This window comes from Barrientosiimonas endolithica, assembly GCF_030296655.1.
In the GTDB taxonomy this organism is placed as follows: Bacteria; Actinomycetota; Actinomycetes; order Actinomycetales; family Dermatophilaceae; genus Barrientosiimonas; species Barrientosiimonas humi.
This window is the reverse complement of sequence record NZ_AP027735.1, coordinates 942743-966279: the sequence shown is the minus strand read 5'-3', so window position 1 is coordinate 966279 and position 23537 is coordinate 942743. Positions and strand designations below refer to the sequence as shown.

Annotated in this window: 22 protein-coding genes, 2 tRNA genes and 6 pseudogenes; 11 read left to right on the top strand and 19 right to left on the bottom strand. The window is 71.9% G+C overall.

From position 1 onward, the window contains the following. Window positions 1-30 precede the first annotated feature (30 nt). The 5 genes and pseudogenes from QUE40_RS04970 (at window position 31) to QUE40_RS04950 (ending at window position 3518) form a co-directional block, all read left to right on the top strand. Complete coding sequence (locus QUE40_RS04970) at window positions 31-285, top strand: hypothetical protein (protein ID WP_289232474.1); 255 nt, start codon at window positions 31-33, stop codon at window positions 283-285. 88 nt (window positions 286-373) lie between these two features. Further along, window positions 374-449, top strand: a tRNA-Lys gene (locus QUE40_RS04965). Between the two features lie 93 nt (window positions 450-542). After that, window positions 543-1577, top strand: a pseudogene (gene tdh, locus QUE40_RS04960) (L-threonine 3-dehydrogenase); the annotation flags it as partial. A gap of 31 nt (window positions 1578-1608) precedes the next feature. Then, window positions 1609-2814, top strand: coding sequence for a glycine C-acetyltransferase (locus tag QUE40_RS04955; RefSeq protein ID WP_289232473.1), 1206 nt, complete (start codon window positions 1609-1611; stop codon window positions 2812-2814). A gap of 98 nt (window positions 2815-2912) precedes the next feature. Further along, window positions 2913-3518, top strand: coding sequence for a histidine phosphatase family protein (locus tag QUE40_RS04950; RefSeq protein ID WP_289232472.1), 606 nt, complete (start codon window positions 2913-2915; stop codon window positions 3516-3518). A gap of 96 nt (window positions 3519-3614) precedes the next feature. Here QUE40_RS04950 and QUE40_RS04945 read toward each other — a convergent pair. Beyond that, window positions 3615-3913: pseudogene (locus tag QUE40_RS04945) on the bottom strand (GroES family chaperonin). Window positions 3914-3944: 31 nt separating this feature from the next. Next, complete coding sequence (locus QUE40_RS04940; RefSeq protein ID WP_142004661.1) at window positions 3945-4214, bottom strand: DUF3618 domain-containing protein; 270 nt, start codon at window positions 4212-4214, stop codon at window positions 3945-3947. A 91-nt stretch (window positions 4215-4305) separates the two neighbouring features. Between QUE40_RS04940 and bcp the strand changes: the two genes are divergently transcribed. Continuing rightward, window positions 4306-4776 carry a thioredoxin-dependent thiol peroxidase gene (bcp, locus tag QUE40_RS04935; protein WP_142004660.1) on the top strand — a complete coding sequence of 157 codons (471 nt, stop codon included), beginning with the start codon at window positions 4306-4308 and terminating at the stop codon, window positions 4774-4776. A gap of 61 nt (window positions 4777-4837) precedes the next feature. Next, window positions 4838-4921: transfer RNA gene (locus QUE40_RS04930), tRNA-Leu, on the top strand. A 14-nt stretch (window positions 4922-4935) separates the two neighbouring features. Here the strand turns inward: QUE40_RS04930 and QUE40_RS04925 are convergent. After that, a complete protein-coding gene (locus QUE40_RS04925) occupies window positions 4936-5718 on the bottom strand; it encodes an SDR family oxidoreductase (protein WP_289232471.1) in 783 nt (260 codons plus the stop codon). Between the two features lie 103 nt (window positions 5719-5821). Here QUE40_RS04925 and QUE40_RS04920 point away from each other — a divergent pair, with 103 nt between their 5' ends. Then, complete coding sequence (locus QUE40_RS04920; protein WP_289232470.1) at window positions 5822-6601, top strand: helix-turn-helix transcriptional regulator; 780 nt, start codon at window positions 5822-5824, stop codon at window positions 6599-6601. 40 nt (window positions 6602-6641) lie between these two features. Here QUE40_RS04920 and QUE40_RS18905 read toward each other — a convergent pair whose 3' ends face one another. From QUE40_RS18905 to rph, 4 genes and pseudogenes are all read right to left on the bottom strand, one after another. Continuing rightward, window positions 6642-7394: a molybdopterin-dependent oxidoreductase gene (locus QUE40_RS18905; RefSeq protein ID WP_350227075.1), complete on the bottom strand. Its 753-nt coding sequence runs from the start codon at window positions 7392-7394 to the stop codon at window positions 6642-6644. After that, window positions 7316-8320 carry a molybdopterin-dependent oxidoreductase gene (locus QUE40_RS04915; protein ID WP_350227074.1) on the bottom strand — a complete coding sequence of 335 codons (1005 nt, stop codon included), beginning with the start codon at window positions 8318-8320 and terminating at the stop codon, window positions 7316-7318. Before QUE40_RS04915 ends, QUE40_RS18905 begins: the two co-directional genes overlap by 79 nt. A gap of 5 nt (window positions 8321-8325) precedes the next feature. Beyond that, a pseudogene (gene rdgB / locus QUE40_RS04910) lies at window positions 8326-8932 on the bottom strand (RdgB/HAM1 family non-canonical purine NTP pyrophosphatase). Continuing rightward, window positions 8932-9693, bottom strand: coding sequence for a ribonuclease PH (rph, locus tag QUE40_RS04905; protein ID WP_289232469.1), 762 nt, complete (start codon window positions 9691-9693; stop codon window positions 8932-8934). The pseudogene rdgB and the gene rph overlap by 1 nt, the downstream one beginning before the upstream one ends. Before the next feature lie 124 nt (window positions 9694-9817). Here rph and QUE40_RS04900 point away from each other — a divergent pair, with 124 nt between their 5' ends. Both QUE40_RS04900 and QUE40_RS04895 read left to right on the top strand, forming a co-directional pair. Continuing rightward, complete coding sequence (locus QUE40_RS04900) at window positions 9818-11218, top strand: amino acid permease (RefSeq protein WP_142004655.1); 1401 nt, start codon at window positions 9818-9820, stop codon at window positions 11216-11218. A 71-nt stretch (window positions 11219-11289) separates the two neighbouring features. Beyond that, entirely contained in the window at window positions 11290-11967 is a 678-nt protein-coding gene (locus QUE40_RS04895; RefSeq protein WP_289232468.1) for a DUF6766 family protein, read from the top strand. A 20-nt stretch (window positions 11968-11987) separates the two neighbouring features. Here QUE40_RS04895 and QUE40_RS18900 read toward each other — a convergent pair whose 3' ends face one another. The 5 genes and pseudogenes from QUE40_RS18900 to QUE40_RS04875 all read right to left on the bottom strand — a co-directional run bounded on the left by QUE40_RS18900 (window position 11988) and on the right by QUE40_RS04875 (window position 15624). After that, entirely contained in the window at window positions 11988-12116 is a 129-nt protein-coding gene (locus QUE40_RS18900) for a hypothetical protein (protein WP_350227184.1), read from the bottom strand. 62 nt (window positions 12117-12178) lie between these two features. Continuing rightward, window positions 12179-12757: pseudogene (locus QUE40_RS04890) on the bottom strand (MBL fold metallo-hydrolase); the annotation flags it as partial. Further along, window positions 12754-13584 carry a glutamate racemase gene (murI, locus tag QUE40_RS04885; protein ID WP_142004652.1) on the bottom strand — a complete coding sequence of 277 codons (831 nt, stop codon included), beginning with the start codon at window positions 13582-13584 and terminating at the stop codon, window positions 12754-12756. The gene murI and the pseudogene QUE40_RS04890, both read right to left, overlap by 4 nt. Window positions 13585-13685: 101 nt before the next feature. Next, on the bottom strand, window positions 13686-14465 hold the full coding sequence (locus QUE40_RS04880) for a fumarylacetoacetate hydrolase family protein (RefSeq protein ID WP_289232467.1): 780 nt from the start codon (window positions 14463-14465) through the stop codon (window positions 13686-13688). 43 nt (window positions 14466-14508) lie between these two features. Continuing rightward, window positions 14509-15624, bottom strand: coding sequence for an SGNH/GDSL hydrolase family protein (locus QUE40_RS04875; protein WP_289232466.1), 1116 nt, complete (start codon window positions 15622-15624; stop codon window positions 14509-14511). A gap of 457 nt (window positions 15625-16081) precedes the next feature. Between QUE40_RS04875 and QUE40_RS04870 the strand changes: the two genes are divergently transcribed. Further along, window positions 16082-16609, top strand: a complete 528-nt coding sequence (locus QUE40_RS04870) for a hypothetical protein (protein ID WP_289232465.1) — start codon at window positions 16082-16084, stop codon at window positions 16607-16609. Window positions 16610-16638: 29 nt separating this feature from the next. On the opposite strand, the pseudogene cimA reads toward QUE40_RS04870, so the two are convergent. From cimA to QUE40_RS04840, 7 genes and pseudogenes are all read right to left on the bottom strand, one after another. Next, window positions 16639-18215: pseudogene (gene cimA, locus QUE40_RS04865) on the bottom strand (citramalate synthase). Between the two features lie 280 nt (window positions 18216-18495). Next, a complete protein-coding gene (locus QUE40_RS04860; protein WP_350227073.1) occupies window positions 18496-19401 on the bottom strand; it encodes a cryptochrome/photolyase family protein in 906 nt (301 codons plus the stop codon). Window positions 19402-19457: 56 nt separating this feature from the next. Next, window positions 19458-19865, bottom strand: a pseudogene (locus QUE40_RS18895) (deoxyribodipyrimidine photo-lyase); the annotation flags it as partial. Then, window positions 19862-20344 (bottom strand): SRPBCC family protein, encoded by a 483-nt coding sequence (locus QUE40_RS04855; protein ID WP_289232464.1) that lies wholly within the window; start codon window positions 20342-20344, stop codon window positions 19862-19864. The pseudogene QUE40_RS18895 and the gene QUE40_RS04855, both read right to left, overlap by 4 nt. 110 nt (window positions 20345-20454) lie before the next feature. Beyond that, the gene (locus QUE40_RS04850; RefSeq protein ID WP_289232463.1) at window positions 20455-21246 is read right to left on the bottom strand and encodes an HAD family hydrolase; all 792 of its coding nucleotides are present in this window, start codon (window positions 21244-21246) and stop codon (window positions 20455-20457) included. Further along, window positions 21243-22337, bottom strand: coding sequence for a branched-chain amino acid aminotransferase (locus QUE40_RS04845; RefSeq protein ID WP_289232462.1), 1095 nt, complete (start codon window positions 22335-22337; stop codon window positions 21243-21245). The genes QUE40_RS04850 and QUE40_RS04845 overlap by 4 nt, the downstream gene beginning before the upstream one ends. Before the next feature lie 134 nt (window positions 22338-22471). Next, window positions 22472-23527 (bottom strand): 3-isopropylmalate dehydrogenase, encoded by a 1056-nt coding sequence (locus QUE40_RS04840; RefSeq protein WP_142004644.1) that lies wholly within the window; start codon window positions 23525-23527, stop codon window positions 22472-22474. Window positions 23528-23537: the final 10 nt, after the last annotated feature.

Sequence of the window (23537 nt, the reverse complement as noted above, 5' to 3'; positions counted from 1 at the left end):
GACGAGGGCGGCTTCACCAAGTTCACCCGCGTGACCGTGCGGCTCATCAACAAGCACGCCGAGGCCTTCGACACCAACGAGATCATCGTGACCGCGACCAGTGGTGATCGCGCCACCGAGGGCATCTGGGACGGGGACATCCAGGGCGTGCCCGCCCGGAACTTGTTGCCCGGCCGCACGCTCAGCTTCGACCTGGTGTTCGGCTACCAACCAGGGGAACCGTTGACCATCGAGCTGTCCACCTTCAGCGGTCCGGTGGTGACGTACGACGGCGTGGCCAGGTAGCACCCGCGCCACCGGAGTCCGCCGATTTCGTACCTTCGCCACCCCGCTGCTAAGGTTTCCTCTCGTTGCCGCGAGGCAGCCACCTTCCGCGCCATTAGCTCAATTGGCAGAGCAGCTGACTCTTAATCAGCGGGTTCGGGGTTCGAGTCCCTGATGGCGCACCACCTAGAAGCCCCTGGCGGTTCACCGCCAGGGGCTTCTCGCTGCCTCAGGCAGGCGGTTGGTCGACCCACCACCCCACCCGGCACACTGGCCGGGTGCGTGCCCTTGCCAAGACCACCGCCGCCGCTGGTCTGGAGCTGATCGATGCTCCCGAGCCGACGTGCGGTCCCGACGACGTGAAGATCCGGGTGCTCCGGGCGGGCCTGTGCGGCACCGACCTGCACCTCGAGGCCTGGGACTCCTGGGCCGCCGCGACGGTCGACCCGCCGCAGATCATCGGCCACGAGTTCTTCGGCGAGGTGGTCGAGGTCGGCGCCAACGTGGTGTCCGTCCGGGTCGGTCAGAAGGCGTCCGGCGAGGGACACATCGTGTGCGGCATCTGCCGCAACTGCCGCGCCGGCCGTCGCCACCTGTGCATCCGCACGATCGGGCTCGGCGTCAACCGCGACGGCGCGTTCGCCGACTACGTCGTGATCCCCGCGAGCAACGTGTGGGTGCAGCCCGACGACCTCGACCCCGACGTGGGCGCCGTGTTCGACCCGTTCGGCAACGCGACGCACACGGCGCTGTCGTTCCCGATCGCCGGCGAGGACGTGCTCGTGACCGGCGCCGGCCCGATCGGCGTGATGGGGGCCGCGATCGCCAAGCACGTCGGCGCTCGGTACGTCGTCGTCACCGACGTGAGCGACTACCGGCTCGACCTCGCGAAGGCCGCCGGCGCCGACCGCGTGGTCAACGTGACCCGCGAGCGGATCGCCGACGCGCAGCGCAGCCTCGGCATGGTCGAGGGCTTCGACATCGCCCTCGAGATGAGCGGAAACCCTTCTGCCGTCGACGAACTCATCGCCAACATGAACCACGGCGGGCGCATCGCGATGCTCGGGCTGCCGGCCGGTCCGTTCCCGGTGGACTGGAGCAAGGTCATCACGCACATGCTCACGATCAAGGGCATCTACGGCCGCGAGATGTACGACACCTGGTACGCCATGAGCGCGATGCTCGCCTCGTCGCGCGAGCTGGAGCAGGCGGTGCGGTCGGTGATCACCCACCGCTTCCCCGCCGAGGACTGGGAGCAGGCGTTCGCCGCGGCGCGCAGCGGCGAGTGCGGCAAGGTGATCATGGACTGGAGCGACGAGGACGCGACCCCGAGGAGAGCCGGCGATGACGTACGCGATCAAGGACGACCTGCGGGGCGAGCTCGAGGAGATCGAGCAGGCCGGCCTGCTCAAGCGAGAGCGCGAGCTGACGACGCCGCAGGCGGCGCACGTCAGCACCGTGGCGGGCGAGGCGCTGAACTTCTGCGCGAACAACTACCTCGGCCTGGCCGACCACCCCGACGTGCTCGCCGCGGCGCGAGATGCGTTAGAGCAGTGGGGTTTTGGCATGGCGTCGGTGCGGTTCATCTGCGGCACGCAGACCCAGCACACCGAGCTCGAGCGGCGGCTCGCGGAGTTCGTCGGGCAGGAGGCGGCGATCCTCTACTCGTCGTGCTTCGACGCTAACGGCGGACTGTTCGAGGTGCTGTTCGGTGCCGACGACGCGATCATCTCCGACGCCCTGAACCACGCGAGCATCATCGACGGCGTGCGCCTGTCGAAGGCCAAGCGCTTCCGCTACGCCAACGCGGACATGGCCGACCTGCGCACCCAGCTCGAGGCGGCCAGGGGCGCGCGACGCACGGTGATCGTGACCGACGGCGTGTTCTCGATGGACGGCTACTACGCCCCGCTCGCCGAGATCTGCGACCTGGCCGAGGAGTTCGGGGCGCTGGTGATGGTCGACGACTCGCACGCGGTCGGGTTCGTCGGCGAGAACGGCCGTGGCACACCGGAACTCGCGGGTGTGCTCGACCGGATCGACATCATCAGCGGGACGCTGGGCAAGGCGCTCGGCGGCGCGTCCGGCGGGTATATCGCGGCGCGCCAGGAGATCGTCGACCTGCTGCGTCAGCGGTCGCGGCCGTACCTGTTCTCCAACGCGGTGGCGCCGTCGGTGGTGTCGGGCTCGCTGAAGGCGCTCGAGCTGGCGAGCACCTCGACCGAGCAGCGGGATGCGTTGCGGCGCAACAGCGAGCTCTTCCGGTCGCTGATGACCGAGGCCGGCTTCGAGCTGCTGCCCGGCAGCCACCCGATCGTCCCGGTGATGTTCCCCGGCGACGACGGCGCTCGGCAGGCCGGCCAGGTCGCGGACGCGATGCTGCAACGTGGCGTCTACGTCATCGCGTTCTCCTACCCGGTCGTGCCGAAGGGGCAGGCGCGCATCCGCGTGCAGCTGTCGGCGGCGCACAGCGAGGACGACGTGCGGGCGTGCGTCGACGCGTTCGTGGCGGCGCGCGGCGAGGTCGTCGGCACCACGCTGGTCGAGTAGGCCGACGCTGGTCGATGGCGTCGGCACCACGCTGGTCGAGTAGGCCGCGAGGGACGAGCGGCCATATCGAGACCCCGGCGCGGACGTACGGTGGCAGCGTGAGCGATCTGCAGTGCCCCGTGCGGGTGTTCCTCGCGCGGCACGGCGAGGCGGCATACGAGACCGACCGCTTCCTCGACCACGGCGGCACGCTGACCCCGGCGGGCCGGGCGCAGGCGCGCGCGCTCGGCGAGCAGCTGCGGCACGAGCGCATCGCGCACGTCTACTCCAGCACCCTCGCCCGCGCGGTGCAGACCGCCGAGCTGGCGGCCGCGGCGCTCGGCACCGAGGCGACGGCGCGCGAGGGCCTGGCCGAGCTCGGGCTCGGCGACCTCGTCGGACAGCCCGCGAGCCTGGAGGTCGTGGGTCCGGTGATGGAGGCGTGGAGCGCCGGTGACCTGACGCGGCGCGCGCCGCAGGGCGAGACGGGCACGGCCGTGGTGGCCCGGGTGCGCGGCGTGCTCGACGAGCTCGCCGACGTGCACCGCGGAGAGGCGATCCTGGTCGTCAGCCACGGCGCCGCCATGATCGCCACGCTCGCCGGCCTCGTCGGACGGCGAGCCGAGACGACCGAGATCAGCAACTGCGCGTACGCCGTCCTCGAGGGCGACTCCGACGGCTGGCGCCTCGTCGCCGACCTCACGGCAGCCGGAACTGATCCGTGACTGTGCAGGACACGCGGTGCGCGCGCTCGTCGGCACCGCGTGTCCTGCACAGTCACGCGAGGTAGCGACCGGCGAGGACGGGGCGACGCCCGGGGGTTACAGGTACAGGCCCGTGTTGCCCGAGTCGGCGCGGCGGTCCTCGCCGACGGCGTGGATGTCGCGCTCGCGCAGCAGCACGTAGTCGCGCGACTGCAGCTCGACCTCGGCACGGTCCTCGGGATCGAACAGGACGCGGTCGCCGAGCCGCACCTGGCGTACGTGCGCGCCGATGGCGACCACCTTGGCCCAGGCGAGGCGCCGGCCGACGCTGGCCGTCGCGGGGATGACGATGCCGCCACCGGAGCGGCGCTCGCCTCCTCACCTTCCTGGGAGACGAGCACCCGGTCGTGCAGCATCCGGACCGGCAGGTCGCCGGATGTCGCGGGCTCAGCCACGGGCGCGGCGGATCAACCCCAGGAGGAGCAGGAAGCCGGACACGCCACCGAGGACGGTCGCGACCTTCTCGTTGTTGAGCTCACCGTCGGGGTCGTGCGTCGCGTCGTTGACCGCGAGCTTGAGGCTCTCGGTCTGCCGCTTGGCGATCTCCTTGGGCTGGGCGCGGAACGCCAGCTCGTCGATGGTCCCCGCGAGACGGTTCCGCGAAGCGGCGAGATCAGCCTCGATCTCCTTGGCAGTCCGGGCACGCTGCTCGGCCATGGGGTGTCTCCTTCGTGTCGTGACCTGGGTGCGACCCTAACGTAGGCAGGGCGAGCACCAGCACACCCGCAGCGCGTAGAGAGGCAGCCCCATGGCACGACTCGAGACCGGCGACACCGCACCGGAGTTCACGCTCCCCGACCAGGACGGCAACGACGTCTCGCTCGCCGACTTCCGCGGCAGCGGCCTCGTGATCTTCTTCTACCCCGCCGCCATGACGCCCGGCTGCACCAAGGAGGCCTGCGACTTCCGCGACTCGCTCGAGCCGCTCAAGCAGGCCGGGTACGCCGTCGTCGGCATCTCCCCCGACTCGCCGGAGAAGCTGAGCGAGTTCGTGCAGCAGGAGTCGCTCACCTATCCGCTGCTGTCCGACCCGGACAAGAAGGTGCTCGAGGCGTACGGCGCCTACGGCGAGAAGAAGCTCTACGGCAAGACGGTGGTCGGCGTCATCCGGTCGACGATCGTGCTCGACGGCGAGGGCAAGGTCGAGCTCGCCCGCTACAACATCAAGGCCACCGGCCACGTCGCCTCGCTGAGCAAGGCGCTGAAGATCGCCGCCTGAGGCTGCCCGGGGCGCACGGCCGCGCCGGCCGGGCGGGCCCCGCCCCGTACGCTGGCCCGGCGCGCGAGTGGCGGAATCGGCAGACGCGCCAGGTTTAGGTCCTGGTGCCCGCGAGGGCGTGCGGGTTCAAGTCCCGCCTCGCGCACGGCCGCTCCCTCGTCAGCCCTGCACGGTCGGCAGGACCTCCAGGGCTGCGAGGTTGACGCCAGCCGGGAGCGCGCAGGACCACGCGATCGCCTCGCCGACCGACGCCGCCGGGATGGGCGGGGCCTGCTCGACGTACGACACCAGCCGGCCTCGCGCGGCGCCGTTCCCCATGTCCTGGCCCAGGTCCGAGGCGGTGTTGCCCGGCTCGACCACCCGCACCCGGACCCCCTGCGGCCCCAGCTCCGCGCGCAGGCACCGACCGAACTGCGTCACTGCCGCCTTCGACGCGAAGTAGGCGCTCAGATCAGGCATCGCCAGGTGAGCGCCGATCGAGCTGACGAGCACGAGGTCGGTGGCGTGCCCGTCGGCTGCCGCCGCCAACAGGTCCGGGACGAAGACGCGCGTCGTCTCCAGCGCCCCGGCGACGTTGACGTCCAGCATCTGCCGCCACTCTCGCGGATCGGCTTCCGTGACGGGCGCGGCGGCCATGAAGCCAGCGTTCACGACCACCAGATCGACCCGCCCCCAGGCTGTTCGCACGCGACCGGCCGCCTCGACGATCGAGTCGGGATCCGTGACGTCGGCCGGCACCACCAGCCCGTCGAAGGACTGCGCCGTCGCCGCCAGCCGCTCGGGGCGTCGGCCCAGCACGGCCGCGTGGGCGCCGCGCTCGGCGAGCGCCGTCGCGGTGGCTGCACCGATTCCGGTGCCCGCCCCGGTGACCACGGCCGTCCGGCCCTGCAGGGGCGCGGTGGCGTTCGATGCTTCGTCTGGTGCTCTCGATGTCGTCGTCATGGCACCACTGTCCGCACCGTCGCAGCAGGGTCGGGAGACCGCGCGAGTCCGGGGTAGTGCGGCTACCTGTCACGCCCCAGCGCATCGCCTTACGCTGACGACGATGAGCGAGAACGCGCTGGGGACCTACCTCCGAGCCAGGCGGGAGCGCGTCGAGCCGCAGCAGGTGGGGCTGCGCCCGGTGGGGCTGCGACGCACGCCCGGGTTGCGCCGCGAGGAGCTGGCGACCCTCTCGGGCATCAGCGTCGAGTACCTAGTGCGGCTCGAGCGGGGCCGCGACCGGCATCCCTCACCCGCGGTCGTCGAGTCGTTGTCGCGGGCGCTGCTGCTCGACGACGACGCGCGCGCCCACCTCGCCGCCCTGGCCGATCTGCGCGCCGACCTGGCCGACGAGTCCGACGTGGTCCCCGCGGAGCTGCTGGAGCTGATGGACACCTGGCCGCACCCAGCCATCGTGATGAACCGGTTCCTCGACCTGCTCGCCGTCAACGACGCCGGCCGCGGGCTGCACGACGCGCTCGGTCTGCACCCCGGCGACAACATGGCCCGGGCGTTCTTCCTCGGCGAGCACGCCACGGACGTCTACCAGGACCACGACGAGATCGCCGAGGAAGTGGTGGGAAACCTGCGCGCCCTCGGCGGCACGGACGTACGCCATCCGCGCCTGGTCGCCCTCGTCGGCGAGCTGAGCACGGCGAGCGACCAGTTCGCCCGGCTTTGGGCTGGTGCCGACGTGCGCCGGCGGACGAACGGGTGCAAGCGGCTGCTCCTCGACGACCGGGAGATCGAGCTCGCCTGGGTCACCCTCGAGGTGGCGGCAGCACCCGGTCAGCGGCTGGTCGCGTACACACCGCGAGCCGGAGGCAGCCCGGAGGGTCGCTGATCGGTCGTCGTGGTCTCGATACGCGGCTCGTCCCTCGCCGCTACTCGACCAGCGTGGCTCGGGCGGTCTCGATACGCGGCTCGTCCCTCGCCACTACTCGACCAGCGTGGCTCGGGCGGTCTCGATACGCGGCTCGTCCCTCGCCGCTACTCGACCAGCGGGCTCCGTGGTCACCGCTACTCGACCAGCGGGCTCCGTGGTCACTGCACGACCACGTAGATCCGGTGGTAGCCGGTGGAGCCGTCGGGAGCCGGGGGCGCTTCTTCCTCGGTCTGCCAGGCGTCGGTGCGGTCCTGGGCGCGCACGGCGAGGGTGTGCTCCCCGGCGTCGCACGCCAGGAGAACACCCACTGCCGCCAGGCGTCGACCGTGGCGTCGGCCCCCAGCCGGGCGGCCTGCCACGGTCCGTCGTCGACGCGCACCTGCACCGCACGGATCCCCGTGTGCTGCGCCCAGGCCACCCCGGCGACGGCGACCGTGCCGGGCGCGATGCGGTCTCCCCCGCCGGGCACGTCGATGCGCGATGACATCTTGACCGGGCCGCGCGCCGACCAGCCGCGCGGCGTCCAGTAGCCCTCGTCGTCGGCGAACCGGGTGACCTTGAGGTCGGTGACCCACTTGGTCGCGCTGACGTAGCCGTACAGCCCCGGCACGACGAGCCGCGCCGGGAAGCCGTGCTCGGGAGTCAATGGCTCGCGGTTCATCGCGATCGCGATCAGCGCGTTGCGCTCGTCGGTGAGCGCCTCCAGCGGCGTGCCCGCGGTGAAGCCGTCGGTGCTGGTCGACAGCACCATGTCGGCGCCCGGCCGCACCCCGCCTCGCGCAGCAGCTCGCGCACCGGCCAGCCGGTCCAGATCGCGTTGCCGTTGAGATCACCGCCCACCTCGTTGGACACGCACATCAGCGTGACCATCGCCTCCTGCATGGGCTTGGACTGCAGTGTCTCCCAGTCGATCTCGACGGTGCGGTCGACCATCCCGTGCACGCGCAGCCGCCACGTCGCGGGGTCGACCTGCGGCACCACCAGCGCGGTGTCGATGCGATAGAAGTCGCGCTGCGGCACGACGAACGGGGTGATGCCGGGGACCCCCAGCTCGGCGCCCGCAGGCACCGTCACCGGACGCGCGACGCGCGGCACGACGAACCGCTCGCGCGCGGCCTGCACCGTGCGCTGACCCGCCGCGAGGGCGCGACCGCCGAGCGCGGTGAGCGCCCCACCGGCCACGCCCAGACCGACCAGGGTGAGCGCGGAACGCCTTGTGGCGCCTGATGACTCGGCGACGGGTTCGCGCACCAGCGCTCGGCGTACGCCCGTCAGCAGCGCCAGCCCGGCGGCCACTCCGAGCACGGTCGGCACCGCGTCCAGCGGCTGCGCGCCCGGGCGCGTCAGCACGGCCGCGAGGCCGACCACCCCGAGCAGCGCGAGCACGACCAGCGCCAGCTGCGGACGGGCGCGCAGCAGCAGCCCGACCACGACGCACGCCGTGACCAGCACCACGGCCATGCCCACGAGCAGCGCGGTCTTGTCGTGCGTGCCGAAGGTGCTGATCGCGAAGTCCTTCAGCCACGGCGGCGTGAGGTCGATGAACGCCGCACCCACGGCCAGCACCGGCGACGGCTCGCCCCCGACCCAGCCCAGCCGGGTCAGCAGGCCGGCCAGCAGCTCGGCGAGGCCGGCCGTGATCGCCCCCGCCGCGAGCCCGCCCAGCACCCAGACCACGGGGATCAGCCCAGCAGCTCGACGAGCGCGGGGAGCAACGCGCGAAAAGCGTTGCCGCGGTGGGAGATCGCGTTCTTCTCCGCGTCGGTCAGCTCGGCGAGGGTGCGCCCGTCGGGCAGCAGGAAGATCGGGTCGTAGCCGAACCCGTTGCTCCCCGCTGCTGCCGGGTCAGCCGGCCGTCGACCCGTCCGGTCGCGACCCGCTCGGTCCCGTCGGGCAGGGTCAGCACCACCGTGCTGGTGAAGAAGGCCGTCAGCCGCTCCTCGTCGACGTCGCCGAGCTGCGCCTGCAGCAGGTCGATGTTGGCCTGGTCGTCACCGGTGCGCCCCGACCACATCGCGCTCCACACACCGGGCGCGGCGCCGAGCACGTCCACGACGAGCCCCGAGTCGTCAGCAACCACAGGCAGATTCGTGGCCCGCGCGACCGCCTGGGACTTCAACCGGGCGTTCTCCTCGAAGGTCACGCCGGTCTCGGCGACCTCGGGCACCCCTCGAGGTCGCCCACGCCGACCACCTCGACGCCCGCCAGCTCGGGCGCTCCCGAGAGCAGGCCGCGCAGCTCGCGCACCTTCCCGGCGTTGCGCGTGGCGAGCACGAGGCGGTCGGCCATCACAGCACCCGCTCGCGAGCCTCGCCGGCGAGCGCGGCCTGCTGCAGCTTCGTCAGCTCCGCGATGCCGGCGGTGGCGATGTCGAGGAGTCCGTCCAGCTCGGCGCGGTCGAACGCCTCCCCCTCGGCGGTGCCCTGCACCTCGACGAACTGCCCCTCGCCGGTCATCACGACGTTCATGTCGGTGCCGGCCGTGGAGTCCTCGGGGTAGTCCAGGTCGAGCACCGGCCGGCCGTCGATCATGCCGACGCTGACCGCCGCCACCGACCCGGTGAGCGGCTGCGCGTCCTTGCGGATCAGGCCACGGCCCCGGGCTTCCTCGATCGCGTCGGCGAGCGCGACGTACGCACCTGTGATGGACGCGGTGCGGGTGCCGCCGTCGGCCTGCAGCACGTCGCAGTCGACGACGATGGTGTTCTCGCCGAGCGCGGTGGTGTCGATGACCGCGCGCAGGCTGCGGCCGATCAGGCGCGAGATCTCGTGGGTGCGCCCGCCGACCTTGCCCTTGCGAGCCTCGCGGTCGGACCGGGTGTTGGTCGAGCGCGGGAGCATCTCGTACTCCGAGGTCACCCAGCCCTTGCCCTGCCCCTTCAGCCAGCGCGGCACGCCCTCGGTGAACGACGCGGCGACGAGCACGCGGGTGCGGCCGAACTCCACCAGCACGCTCCCCTCGGCGTGGTCGAGCCAGTTGCGGGTGAACCGGACCTCGCGCAGCTGGTCGGGGGCGCGGCCGTCGTGTCGAAGAGCAGGGGTGTCGGTCATACGTCCGAGAGTAGGTGTCCTACCGGTCGGTCGCGTGTCGGGTGCGGCGCCGCGCGACGGCTCTGGCACGGTAGCCCGTCGGGACCGCACCGTCGCGGCCCCGACGCAGGCAAGGGAGGCCTCCATGGCGCACGCCATGCACGACACCGAGACCGCGCCGGAGGAGCAGACGCTCCAGCGCGGCCTGTCGAACCGGCACATCCAGCTCATGGCGATCGGCGGGGCCATCGGCACCGGCCTGTTCATGGGGTCCGGCAAGGGCATCTCGCTCGCCGGTCCGGCCATCGCGGGGGTCTACGCCGTCATCGGCCTGATGCTGTTCTTCATGATGCGCGCGATGGGCGAGATGCTGCTGTCCGACGGGCGCTACCGCACCTTCTCCGACATGGTCGAGGACATCCTCGGCCCGTGGGCCGGCTTCAGCATCGGCTGGACCTACTGGCTGTGCTGGATCATCACCGGCATCGCCGAGGTCGTGGCCGTGACGACGTACGTCGCCTACTGGTGGCCCGACCTGCCGCCGTGGATCCCCGCCGTCGCGATGGTCGCGCTCATCGTCGGGCTGAACATGATGGCCGTCCGGCTGTTCGGCGAGATGGAGTTCTGGTTCGCGCTGATCAAGATCGTCGCGATCGTCGCCCTGGTCGGCGTCGGCCTGTGGCTCGTCATCACCGGCTTCACCGGCTCGGACGGCACGACCGCCTCGGTGTCGAACCTGTGGGAGCACGGCGGCATCGTCCCCAACGGCATGCACGGGGTGCTCACCGGCTTCCAGATCGCGATCTTCTCCTTCGTCGGGCTCGAGCTGGTGGGCACGACCGCGGCCGAGGCGAAGGACCCGCAGCGCACGCTCCCCCGGGCGATCAACGCGATCCCGATCCGCATCCTGCTGTTCTACGTCGCGGCCCTCGTCGTGCTGATGATGGTCACGCCGTGGACCAACGCCCGGGCCGACCAGAGCCCGTTCGTGCAGACCTTCGCGCTCGCCGGTCTGGCCGCGGCCGCCGGCGTCATCAACTTCGTCGTGATCACGTCGGCGGCCTCCAGCTGCAACTCCGGCACCTACTCCACGAGCCGGATGCTGCTCGGCCTCGCCTCGCGGCGCAGCGCGCCCAAGGCCCTGGACCACCTCAGCTCGCGGCACACGCCCGACCGGGCGCTGCTGGTCTCGGCCGTCTGCCTGCTGCTGGCCGTGCCGCTGCTGTACGCCACGGGCGGCGTCGCGGAGGCGTTCACCCTGGCCACGACGGTCAGCTCGGTCCTCTTCCTGTTCGTCTGGACGCTGATCCTGGTGTCCTACCTCGTCTATCGCCGCAACCTTCCCGAGCGGCACGAGCGGTCGCACTACCGGATGCCCGGCGGCGTGGTCACCACGTGGATGGTGCTGGTCTTCTTCGCCTTCGTCGTGTGGACGCTGACCCTGGCCGACGACACCCGCCAGGGCCTGCTCGCCTCGCTGATCTGGTTCGCGGTGCTCGGCGCCGGTCTGCTGCTGCGCCGCCGCGCCCGGGCGCACGCGGCCTGACGCTTCAGGCCCGGCCGGCCTGAACGCCCAAGGGTGGTGGCGGGCCGCCCGCCGAGCGCTAGCGTGCCGGGATGGGCTCATTCGCACGACGCCTCCGGGACAACAGCCTGACGCTCGTCTTCCTCGGGCTGTTCCTGGCCGCGCTGGTCGGGCAGGCGTTCGTGGGGCACGCGGCCTACAACGCCGAGCAGCAGATGCAGGGCAGCGAGACCGAGACGTTCGGCGCCTACGTGACCGGGCCGGCCTTCCTGGTCGACGTGGCCGAGAACTGGCAGAGCGAGTACCTGCAGTTCTTCCTGCTCATCACCCTCACCGTCTGGCTCGTGCAGCGCGGCTCCCCCGAGTCCAAGCAGCCGAGCGACGCCGGCCGCGGCAGCGACAGCGAGCAGCAGGTCGGCGCGCACGCCCGCCCCGACTCACCGCACTGGGCCCGCGTGGGCGGCCTGCGCGGCCAGCTCTACTCCCGCTCGCTGGGCCTGGTGATGCTGGTGCTGTTCGTCGGGTCGTGGCTGGCGCAGTCGGTGACCGGCCGGCTCGCCTACAACGAGGAGCGGGAGTCGGCCGGGCTGGGCGACCTGACATGGGGGCAGTACGTCACCGGCCCCGACTTCTGGGAGCGCAGCCTGCAGAACTGGCAGTCGGAGTTCCTGGCCGTGGCCTCGATGGCGTTCCTCGCGGTGTTCCTTCGCGAGCGCGGGTCACCCGAGAGCAAGCCGGTGGGCGCTCCGAACGCCCAGACCGGCGCCTGACCGCGCGCCGCCCCGCCGGCTCAGTCCAGGTCGTACGTCTGCCCGGCCCGGGCGAGCCCGACCTCGCCCGGCCACACCTCGGCGGCCTGCTTGCGGCACACCTCCGGGTCGTTCCAGGCGGGGATGTGGGTGAGCACGAGCTGCTGCACTCCCCGGCCTGCACGGCGGCGCGCGCGGCGCGGCTGCCCGATAGGTGCACGCCGGGCTTGTCGTCGTCGCGACCGTCGACGAACGCCGCGTCGGCGAGCACCAGCGCCGCGCCGTGCATCAGCGGGCACAGGTTGGGCGTCTCGTCGGTGTCACCGGTGTAGGCGACGACCGTCCCGTCGGCCTCGACGCGCAGCCCGTACGCCTCGACCGGGTGCTCGACGAGGAACGGCTTGATCGTGAACGGGCCTACGGTGAAAGCGGATCCGTCGCTCAGGTCGCGGAAGTCGAAGCGGTCGCCGAGGTCCTCGGGCCGGTCGACGGCGTACATCCGGGCGAGGCGCTCGGCCGCGCCCGCGGGGGCGTGCACCGGGATCGGCGGCATCGCGCCCTCGGGGTGATAGGTGCGCACGACGTAGAAGCCGGTGAGGTCGGCGCAGTGGTCGGGGTGCAGGTGGCTGAGCACGACCGCGTCGAGCTGGTCGAGCGCGACGTAGCGCTGCAGCGCCCCGAGCGAGCCGTTGCCCAGGTCGAGCGCGACGCTCCAGGTGCGCCCCTCGTGCTCGGCCTGCACGAGGTAGCAGGACGCGGGTGACTCCGGTCCGGCGAACGATCCGGCGCAGCCGACGACGGTGACCTTCATGAAGCTCCTGCCTGCACCGAGGTGTGGTGGAAGTTGTTGCGGAAGACGTGGTCGAACTCCGGCCCCAGGCCGAGGAACCGCTTGGCCAGGGCGCGGAAGGTCTCGGGGTCACCGGTGGTGGTGAAGGAGTGCCCGGGCGGCGGGCCGGGCTCGGCGAGCTCGTCGGCGTCGGCGAGCACCCGGAAGACGTCCTTCGCGGTCTCGTCGGCGGAGCTGACGAGCGTGACGTCCTCGCCCATGACGTAGGAGATGACGCCGGTGAGCAGCGGGTAGTGCGTGCACCCGAGCACGAGAGTGTCGACGCCGCGCTCGCGCAGCGGGTCGAGATAGCCGTGGGCGACGCCGATCAGCTCGGGGCCGCCGGTCACGCCGGCCTCGACGAAGTCGACGAACTGCGGGCACGGCTGGGAGGTGACGTCGATCTGCGGCGCCGCCGCGAACGCGTCGAGGTAGGCGCGCGACTGGTGCGTGCCCCGCGTCGAGATGACGCCGACGCGCGCGTTGCGGGTGGCCCGCGCGGCCCGGCGCACCGCCGGGCGGATCACCTCGACGACCGGCACGTCGTAGCGCTCGCGGGCGTCGTGCAGCACCGCCGCGCTGGCGGTGTTGCACGCGATCACCAGCGCCTTGACGCCGTGGTCGACGAGCCGGTCGAGGCACTCCAGCGCGAAGGCGCGGGTCTGCGCGATGGGGCGCGGGCCGTACGGCGCGCGGGCGGTGTCGCCGAGGTAGGCCACCGACTCGTGGGGCAGCTGGTCGAGCACCGCGCGCGCCACGGTGAGACCGCCGAACCCGCTGTCGAAGATCCCGATCGGCGCGTCAGACACGCCGCCCAGGGTAGAGGTCAGGTGGCCTCTTCCCGGCATTCTCGCGGTCGTTGTGACCGACGACTCGCGGGGTGCCCTGCGGGTGGCGCCGGACGCCCTCGTCAGTCGTCGTCGCGGCGCAGGAACGGGTTGCCCAGCGTGCCGATGCCCTCGATCTCGACCTCGACGCGCTGCCCCGCCGTGACCGGCCCGACACCCTCGGGCGTGCCGGTGAGGATCACGTCGCCGGGCAGCAGGGTGAAGGCCTGCGAGGCGTAGGCGATCAGGTCGAAGACGCCGGTGATCATGTCGGCGGTGGTGCCGTCCTGGCGGACCTCGCCGTCGACCCGGGTGCGCACCCGCAGGTCGCTCGGGTCGAGGTCGGTCTCGATCCACGGGCCGAGCGGGGAGAAGGTGTCGAAGCCCTTGGCCCGCGCCCACTGCCCGTCGGACTGCTGCAGGTCACGCGCGGTGACGTCGTCGGCGCAGGTGTAGCCGAACACGACCTGCCGCGCCTCCTCGGCGGTGATGTTGCGGCAGAGCCGGCCGATGACGACCGCGAGCTCACCCTCGAAGTGGACGTCCTGCGACTGCGGCGGCAGCACGACCGGGTCGTCGGGACCCACGACCGCGGTGTTGGGCACGAGGAACATCAGCGGCTCGGCCGGCGTCTCGTTGCCGAGCTCGGCGGCGTGCGCCGCGTAGTTGCGGCCGATGCCGATGACCTTGCTGCGCGGGATGACCGGGGCGAGCAGGCGTACCTCGTCGACGGTGGTCGTCTGCCCGGTCAGCTCGATCTTGGTGTAGAGCGGGTCGCCGGTGATCTCCGCGATCTTCTCGCCCGCGCCGTCGACCAGGCCGAACGTCGGGTCCTCTCCCGTGGTGTATCTCGCGATGCGCATGAGGGCCAGCCTAGAGAGGGCACGCGCCCTCGGCGGCCTCGTCTCACCCGGTCTGCACGAGCGGTCCGCTGGGCTGCGCGGTGGGCGCCGGCGTCGGCGAGGTCGGCTTGCTCGTGGGCCTGGTGGTGGGCCTGGTGGTGGGCGGGTTCGTGGGCTTGCCGGTGGGTCGCGTGGTGGGCGAGCCGGTCGGGCTCGGCACGCCGGGCCCCGTGATCCGGCCCATCGCGGCGATCACGGCCTGCGCGATCCGCTGGTATCCCGCGTCGTTGGCGTGGATGTCGTTCTTCGCGCACATCCAGGTCAGGCTGCAGATGGTGGCGACGTTGGTCGGCAGCTCCCCGCGGTCGGTCGTGATGGGGGTCCAGTCGTTGCTGTCGTACGCACTCGCGACGTCGGCGACCGGCGCGTTGATCCCCTTCGCGGCCGTGGCGATCGCGCCGTTGAGGCTGCCCTGCAGCGTGGCCGACAGCCGCGCGACCGACTGGCCCTCGGGGCCGAGCAGCCAGGTGGCGAGGAACGGGTTGTAGTAGTTCGCGACGACGATCCGCGCGTTCGGCGCGGCCGCGCGCAGCTTGCCCAGGATCGTCGGCAGGTTGCGCTGCACCGCCTGCATGCCCGCCTGCAGACAGGCCATGTCGATGTTCGTGCCCTCGGCGCAGCGCTGGACGTCGTTCGCGCCGACCTGCACGGTCACCAGGCGCACCGCGTCGCCCTCGCTGCGCAGGAACTTCTCGGCGGCGGCGAGCTGGCTGCCCTCGGGATAGCTGCACTTGGTGCCGGAGGTCATCGTGGTGGTGTCCTCGCCGCTGCAGCTGAGGTTCTTCAGCTCCAGCCCCGGCGCGCCCTTGCGCGCGGCGTCGAGCACCGGCCCGACGTAGCCGCCGTCGCGGTCGTCACCCGCGCCGGGCTGGTAGCCGGCGACGAGGGAGTCGCCGAGCGCGACGTACCACCCTGCTCGGGCGCGGCCTGCGCGCTGGTGGTGTGGCCGACGAGCGGGACGGCGCCCGCTCCGAGCAGACCGATGCCGAGGACGAGTGCGGTGCGACGCTGCATGCTGCGACTCCTGGAAGGTGCGGTGATCCTGCCAGGCTCCCACGCCCGGCGCCGCCGCGGCCCCTCCGAAAGAACCTGTGGACGAGGCCCCAGCGACTTCGTTCATGCCCGACCGGGCTCATTCAATCCCAGCTTCGTCAACCGGGGAAGAACACATCGGCCCGCCGGTGTGCCAAGGTCGGACCTGGAGACACTCGGACCTAGGGGGATCAATGTTGTTGCGCCGCAAGCTCGTCCCGTTAACTGCTTCGCTGTCGGCGACACTCGCCTTGACCTCCTGCGGTCAAGCTGAACAGAGTGGTTCCGGTTCTGCGACAGGGAACACCGCCTCCTCCGCGGTGCTCAGTACATCGCCCACCGCAGGCTCGGCGACATCGCAACCTCCCCAATCCCCCGCTGGAGGTGGTCCCGCAGCAAGTACGACTACGCCGCCGCCGGGGGCAGCGACGACCAGCACGTCACTTGATGCCTCAACGGTGATCAACCGGTCAAACGTCACGATGCGACGGGTCAAGAGTCTTCGGGTAACGGCGAACATCACGCAGGGTGGCCAGAACCTCCGCATGACCATGCGGGGCTCTGTCAGTCCGGAGAATCAGGTCGTCTCCTTCGATCTCGGCACCAAGGGGAAGGTCGAGGTCCTCTCTGTGGCCGAGAACGCCTTCGTAGTCAAAGACTTTCTGAAGGGCGACGAGAAGTACTGGATGGGGATCGGCGCGTCCCCGAGCGAAGCCAAGTCCGTCGCCGGCAAGTACGTCGAGCTGTCCGCGACGCGGGATGCAGTTTTCGACAAGACGACGATCAGGGACTTCGTCAACGAAGCGAGCAATCCGGACCCCAGCGATCCTGACTCGATCAACCCGGAGACCACCTCGGTGAGCAGAACCACTCGCAACGGAGTCCCCGCCCTGAGACTGGATGACTCGAGCACAGGACAGGTCTACTTCGTCACGGACGACGACGATAAGCGCTTGTTGTACGCGACCCACCCGACCCAGGGCGAGATGGAATTTTCCGAGTGGAACGCTGTGCCGACGTTCTCGGCCCCACCGAAGTCCGAGCTGGTCACTCCCCCGAGGGCGTACAGATAGATCTCTGACGCGGCCCTGAGGCTCAGCGCTCAGCGCGGGTCCACGCCCGCCTTCATCAGCCCGTAGGTGAAGGAGTCGACCAGCGCGGCCCAGGCGGCCTGGACGATGTTGGGGGCGACGCCCATCGTCTCCCAGGTGCGCTCGCCGTCGGTCGACTCGATGAGCACCCGGGTGGTGGCGTCGGTGCCGTGCGAGGAGTCCAGGATGCGCACCCGGAAGTCGATCAGCTCGAACTTCTCCAGCTCGGGATAGACCTCGGCGAGCGCCTCGCGCAGGGCGTGGTCGAGCGCGTTGACCGGGCCGTTGCCCTCGCCGGTCGCGACGACCCGCTTCTCCCCCGCGTGCAGCTTGACGGTCGCCTCGGCGGCGTCGTCCCGGTGCGCCGCCTCGACGATGACCCGCCAGGACTCGACGTCGAAGTAGCGCAACGCCTCCCCGGTCACCTCCTGGCGCAGCAGCAGCTCGAACGAGGCGTCGGCCGCGTCGAACGTCCACCCGCGCAGCTCACGCTCCTTGACCGAGGCCACCACCCGGGCGAGCAGCTCGGGCTGCCCGGCGAGGTCGTACCCCAGCTCCCTGCCCTTGAGCTCGATCGAGGCGCGTCCGGCCATGTCGGACACCAGGGTGCGCATCGAGTTGCCGACGAGCGCGGGGTCGATGTGCTGGTAGAGGTCGGGGTCGACCTTGAGCGCGCTGGCGTGCAGGCCGGCCTTGTGCGCGAAGGCGCTGGCACCGACGTACGGCTGGCGCCCGTAGGGCACGACGTTGGTCACCTCGCTGATGGCGTGCGAGAGGTGCAGCGCGTGCCGCAGCCGCTCCGGCTCGACCAGGTCGTAGCCGCGCTTGAGCTGCAGGTTCGCGACCACGGTGACCAGGTCGGCGTTGCCGGTGCGCTCGCCGTAGCCGTTGATCGTGCCCTGCACGTGCATCGCCCCGGCCTCGAGCGCGGCCATCGAGTTCGCGACCGCGCAGCCGGTGTCGTTGTGGCAGTGGATGCCGAGGTCGGCCCCGGTCTCCTCGCGCACGGCGGCGACGATCTCGCTGACCTGCGGCGGCAGCATGCCCCCGTTGGTGTCGCACAGCACGACGACCTCGGCGCCGGCGTCGTGGGCGGTGCGCACCACGTCGAGGGCGTAGTCACGGTCGAGCTGGTAGCCGTCGAAGAAGTGCTCGCAGTCCAGGAAGACCCGCCGCCCCTGGCCGACCAGGTGGGCGACGGTGTCGCCGATCATCGCGAGGTTCTCCTCCAGCGTGGTGCGCAGCGCCTGCTCGACGTGCCGCACGTGCGACTTGGCGACCAGGGTGACCACGGGGGTCTCGGCGTCGAGCAGCGCCTGCACCTGCGGGTCGTCGGCCGCGGTGCCGCCCGCGCGACGGGTCGACCCGAAGGCCGCGAGCACGGCATTGCGCAGGTCGAGCTCGCTGCGGGCGCGGCGGAAGAACTCGGTGTCCTTGGGGTTGGCGCCCGGCCAGCCCCCTCGATGTAGCCCACCCCGAGCTCGTCGAGGTGGCCGGCGATGGCCAGCTTGTCGGCGACCGAGAGGTTCAGACCCTCCTGCTGGGCGCCGTCGCGAAGCGTCGTGTCGTAGACGTGGACGGTGGTCATGGTGCTGGCTCTTCCGGCTGGGTTCGGGTGGGCGGTGACGGTCCTGGTGACGATCTTCTCCGCTGCGCTGCTCCGGCAGACCGGGATGTGGCCTGGGAACGAAAAAACCTCCCGGGGTACGGGAGGTTCGCGCGTCGGAGAAAGATCCGGCGCGCGCTAGATAATGATCGTCGAGGCGGGGGTGACCGCTCGCTCCAGGCTCATCACGCGCACACCCTCCCACGGGTGAACCACATGGCGGTACGCCCGTCTTGCCCACCGGGACGCCTCACCGCGTCGGTCAGCGGGTCGCTTCGTACCTCGCGAGCGCCTCGCGCCGCTCCACGGCGTGGTCGAGGATCGGCTCGGGGTAGCCGTGCGCGTAGCCGTCGTCGGCCTCCCACGGGGCGTGCGCGGCCGGCCCGTCGAGGTGACGCAGCTCGGGGACCCAGCGGCGGACGTACGCACCGCTCGGGTCGAACCGGCGGCCCTGGGTGATCGGGTTGAAGACCCGGAAGTACGGCGCCGCGTCGGTGCCGGTGCCGGCGACCCACTGCCACCCGTGGTTGTTGGAGGCGACGTCGCCGTCGATGAGGTGGTCCAGGAAGTGCCGGGCGCCGGTCGGCCACCACACGTGCAGGTCCTTGGTGAGGAAGCTCGCGGTGATCATCCGCACCCGGTTGTGCATCCAGCCCTCGGCGAGCAGCTGGCGCATGCCCGCGTCGACGATCGGGAAGCCGGTGCGGCCCTGGCGCCAGGCCTCGACGTCCTCGACCGGCTCGTCGTAGCGCATCGCGCGCAGCCCGTCGGTGAGGTCCGACCAGAGCGAGCGCGGGTGGTGGTGCACGACGTCGGCGTAGAACTCCCGCCAGGCGAGCTCGCTGGCGAGGTCGCGCGCCCCGCCGTGCTCGTGGACGAGCGGCGCGACGTCGTGCAGCAGCGTGCGCGGGTGCACGACGCCGAGCTTGAGGTAGGGCGACATGCGGGAGGTGACGTCGAGGTCGGGCCGGTCGCGGCCCTCGTCGTAGTCGAGCAGGTGGTCCGCGACGAACGCTCGCCAGCGGCGCCGGGCGGCCTCCTCGCCGGCCGGGAGACGGTTGCGCCCGGCGTACGCCCTCGCGGCCTCCTCGACCCGGCGCACCGCCTCCGGGTGCGGGTCGGCGCTCGCCCAGGTGACGCCGCGCGGCGAGGGTGCGGCTGCTCCCACCCGTGCCGCCACCACGCGCTGCGGAACGGGGTGAACACGCGGTAGGGCTTCCCGCTGCCGTTGCGCACCGAGCCGGGCGGGACGGCGTACGGCGTGCCGGTCTCGCGCCAGGCGACCCCGGCCTCGGCGAGGCGCCGGGCCACGGCCGCGTCGCGCCGGCGACCGAACGGGGTCGTCTCGGCGGTGACGTGCACCGCGTCGGCGCCGACCTCCTGCACCAGCGCAGGGATCTGCTCGACCGGGTCGCCGAGCCGCAGCACCAGCGCGTCGTCGAACCGCGCCGCGGTCGCGGCCAGGGTCGCCCCGAGCCACTCGCGGCGGGCGTCACCCGCGGCGTCCCACAGCCCGGGGTCGAGCACGAAGACCGGCAGCACGCCGCCCTCCCCCGCCTCGTCGACGGCGGCCCGCAGCGCGGGGTGGTCGGCCCGCCGCAGGTCGCGGCGCAGCCACAGGAGGGCGGTCACGCGGCCGAGCCCGGGCCGCGCGTCGGGAGGTCGTCGAGGACGGTCTGCAGCTGCCGCTCGGTCCGGTCGGCGAGGCGACCGAACACGAGGCGCAGCGCCGGGGTGAGGATGCGGGCCCACCCGACGAAGTCGAGCTCGGCGCGGTAGTCGACCCGCGAGCCGGACCCCTGCGCCGACGGCCGCGCGGTGATGTCGTCGGCGGTGCGGGCGGTCTTGTTGCGCCCCTCGAACCGCACGTGGTCGGGCCGGTCGTCGACCAGGGTGTAGGTCAGCTCGGTCTCGCGCCCGGCGAACCTCGACACGTTGCGGAAGCGGGTGCCGACGCCGATCGGGCCGTCGTCGACCTGCTCGCACGAGACGGTGCCGTCGTCCCACTCGGTGGTGTTGCCGAAGTCGCGCAGGTAGGCGATGACCGCCTCGGGAGGCGCGGTCACCTCCAGGGTCCGCTCGACCACGATGGCCGGCTCGGGTCGGGTCATGGGTGACGCCTCTCTGCGCCGCGGGCGCGGCTCCGTCAGTCTGCCCCGGATCGGTGCCGGGCGGGCGCCCGGACCGGCGGCAGGCCGGGCGGGGATGGGCGCCGGGTCGCTCAGAGCTGCTCGAGCACCTGGGCGACGCCGTCGTCGTCGTTGCTCGCGGTCCGGTGCGTCGCGGCGGCGGCGACGTCGGGGTGGGCGTTGGCGACGGCGTACGACCGGCCCGCCCAGCGCAGCATCGGCAGGTCGTTGGGCATGTCGCCGAACGCCCAGACGTCGGCCGCGTCGATGCCGAGCTCGGCGGCCCACCGCTGCAGCGCCGCGCCCTTGGTCACGCCGGCGGCGGAGATCTCGGCGAGCGCACCGACGCCGGAGAACGCGACCTCGCCGTCGGCGCCGACGACCTCGGTGACCGTCGCGACGAACTCCGGGTCGATGGGGCCCGGCCGCGCCGCCAGCAGCTTGCCGACGACGACGTGCTCGGGCAGCTCCTCGATCGGTTGGAACGGCATGTCCAGCTGCTCCTGGTGCGGGTCGGGATAGACCGGTTCGCGATACATCCCGTCGGCGCACTCGGTGGCCAGACCGACGTCGGGGAACCGCTCGCGCAGCCGGATCGCGAGGCGCAGCACCACTTCTCGCGGCATGCCGTGCTGCTCGACCACGCGGTGGTTGGCGACGTCGTAGACGAACGCGCCGTTCGTGCAGATCGCCATGCCGTGCTTGCCGACGATCGCCGACAGCGGGTCGATCCACCGCGGTGGCCGGGCGGTGACCAGCACCGACTCGATGCCGAGCTCGGGCAACCGCGCCCACGCGGCGCCGGTGCGCTCGCTCACCGTCCCGTCGCTCGCCAGCAGGGTGCCGTCGAGGTCGGTGGCGACCAGGCGGGGCCGCTCGGTCACGCGAGCCGGGTCAGCCAGCCGCGGGTGTCCTCGGCGCGACCGGTCTGCACGTCGAGCAGGGCCTTGCGGATCTTGCTGGCCACCGGGCCGCCTTCGCCCTCGGGTCCGGTGCGGAACTCGCCCTGCGTCGACACCAGTCGGCCGATCGGCGTCACGACGGCGGCGGTGCCGCAGGCGAACGCCTCGGTGATCTCGCCCGACTCGGCGTCGGCGCGCCACTCCTCGAGGCTGATCTTGCGCTCCTGGGGCTCGAGGTCGAGGTCCTTGGCGAGCTCGAGGATCGAGGAGCGGGTGACGCCCTCGAGGATCGAGCCGGTGAGCGACGGGGTGACGAGGCGGCCGTCCTTGTGCACGAGGAAGACGTTCATGCCGCCGAGCTCCTCGATGTACTTCTGCTCGAGCGAGTCGAGGAAAACGCTTTGGTCGCAACCGTTCTCGGCCGCCTCGATCTGCGCGGCGAGGGACGCGGCGTAGTTGCCGCCGCACTTGGCCGCGCCCGTGCCGCCCTTGCCGGCGCGCGAGAAGTGCTCGGAGATCCACAGCGACACCGGCTTCAGGCCGCCGGTGAAGTAGGAACCCGCCGGCGAGGCGATCACCGAGAAGGTGACCTCCTCGGCGGGGCGCACCCCGAGGAACGCCTCGGAAGCGAACATGAACGGCCGCAGGTAGAGCGACGCCTCACCGCTGGTGGAGTCGGGCACCCACGCCTTGTCGACCTCGACCAGCGCCTTGAGGGCGCCGATGAAGTCGGCCTCCTCCATGCCGGGCAGCGCGAGCCGCTGGGCCGAGCGGTTCCAGCGGGCGGCGTTGGCCTCGGGCCGGAAGGTCCACACCGACCCGTCGGCGTGGCGGTAGGCCTTCATCCCCTCGAAGATCTCCTGCGCGTAGTGCAGGACGGCAGCGGCGGGGTCGAGCTGGAACGGCCCGTAGGCGGTGACCTGCGCGTCGTGCCATCCGCCGTCGCGGGTCCAGGTCGCCCGCACCATGTGGTCGGTGAACCTCTTCCCGAAGCCGGGGTCGGCCAGGATCGCCTCGCGCTCGGCGTCGGGCAGGCGGTCGGACCGTTCGGTGACGGTGAACGACAGGGACATCACGGGCTCCTTGCTGGACAGTGCGGTCGACGCTGACCGCGTGATCAGCAGGTTAGTTGCCCGGGGTGAGGCCCTCACACCCACTCCGGCCACCTGGGTCTGTGCCACGGGGGCGGAGGCCGCCGCAAAAGGATTCAGACCCGGGCAGCGATGGCGTCGCCGACCTCGGTGGTGCTGCGCGGCGTACGCCCGCGCTCGGCGAGGTCGGCCGACACGGCCTCCTCGATGCGCCGGGCCTCGTCGTCGCGGCCGAGGTGGGCCAGCAGCATCGCGACCGACAGGATCGTGGCGGTCGGGTCGGCCTTGCCCTGCCCGGCGATGTCGGGCGCCGAGCCGTGCACCGGCTCGAACATCGACGGCGCCGTGCGGTCGGGGTTGATGTTGCCCGAGGCGGCCAGGCCGATGCCGCCGGTCACGGCCGCGGCGAGGTCGGTGACGATGTCGCCGAACAGGTTGTCGGTGACGATCACGTCGAAGCGGCCCGGGTCCTGCACGAGGTAGATCGTGGCGGCGTCGACGTGGGCGTAGGCCGTCTCGACCTCGGGGAACTCCGCACCGACCTCCTCGACGGTCCGGCGCCACAGGTGCCCGGCGTGGCTGAGCACGTTGTGCTTGTGGATCAGCGTGAGGTGCTTGCGCTCGCGCGCCTGGGCGCGGGCGAAGGCGTCGCGCACCGCCCGCTCGGCGCCGAACCGGCTGTTGACGCTGACCTCGGTCGCGAGCTCCTGCGGCGTGCCGACGCGCAGCGCGCCGCCGTTGCCGGTGTAGGGCCCCTCGGTGCCCTCGCGCACGACGACGAAGTCGATGCCGTCGGGCGCGACCTGCTCCAGGTCGAGCGGGCTGGTCACGCCGGGGAACAGCTTCGAGGGGCGCAGGTTGACGAAGTGATCGAGCTCGAACCTGATGCGCAGCAACAGGTTTCGCTCCAGCACACCGCTCGGGACGGTCGGGTCGCCGATGGCGCCGAGCAGGATCGCGTCGTGCCCGCGCAGCTCGCCGAGCACCGAGTCGGGCAGCGTCTCGCCGGTGGCGTGCCAGCGGCGGGCGCCGAGGTCGTACTCCGTGCGCTCGACCTTGGCCGACGAGACGGCGTCGAGCACCTTCAGACCCTCGGCGACGACCTCGGGTCCGATGCCGTCACCGCCGATGACGGCCAGGTTGATCTGTGCGTTGCTCGCCTCGTCTGCCATACCTGTGAGG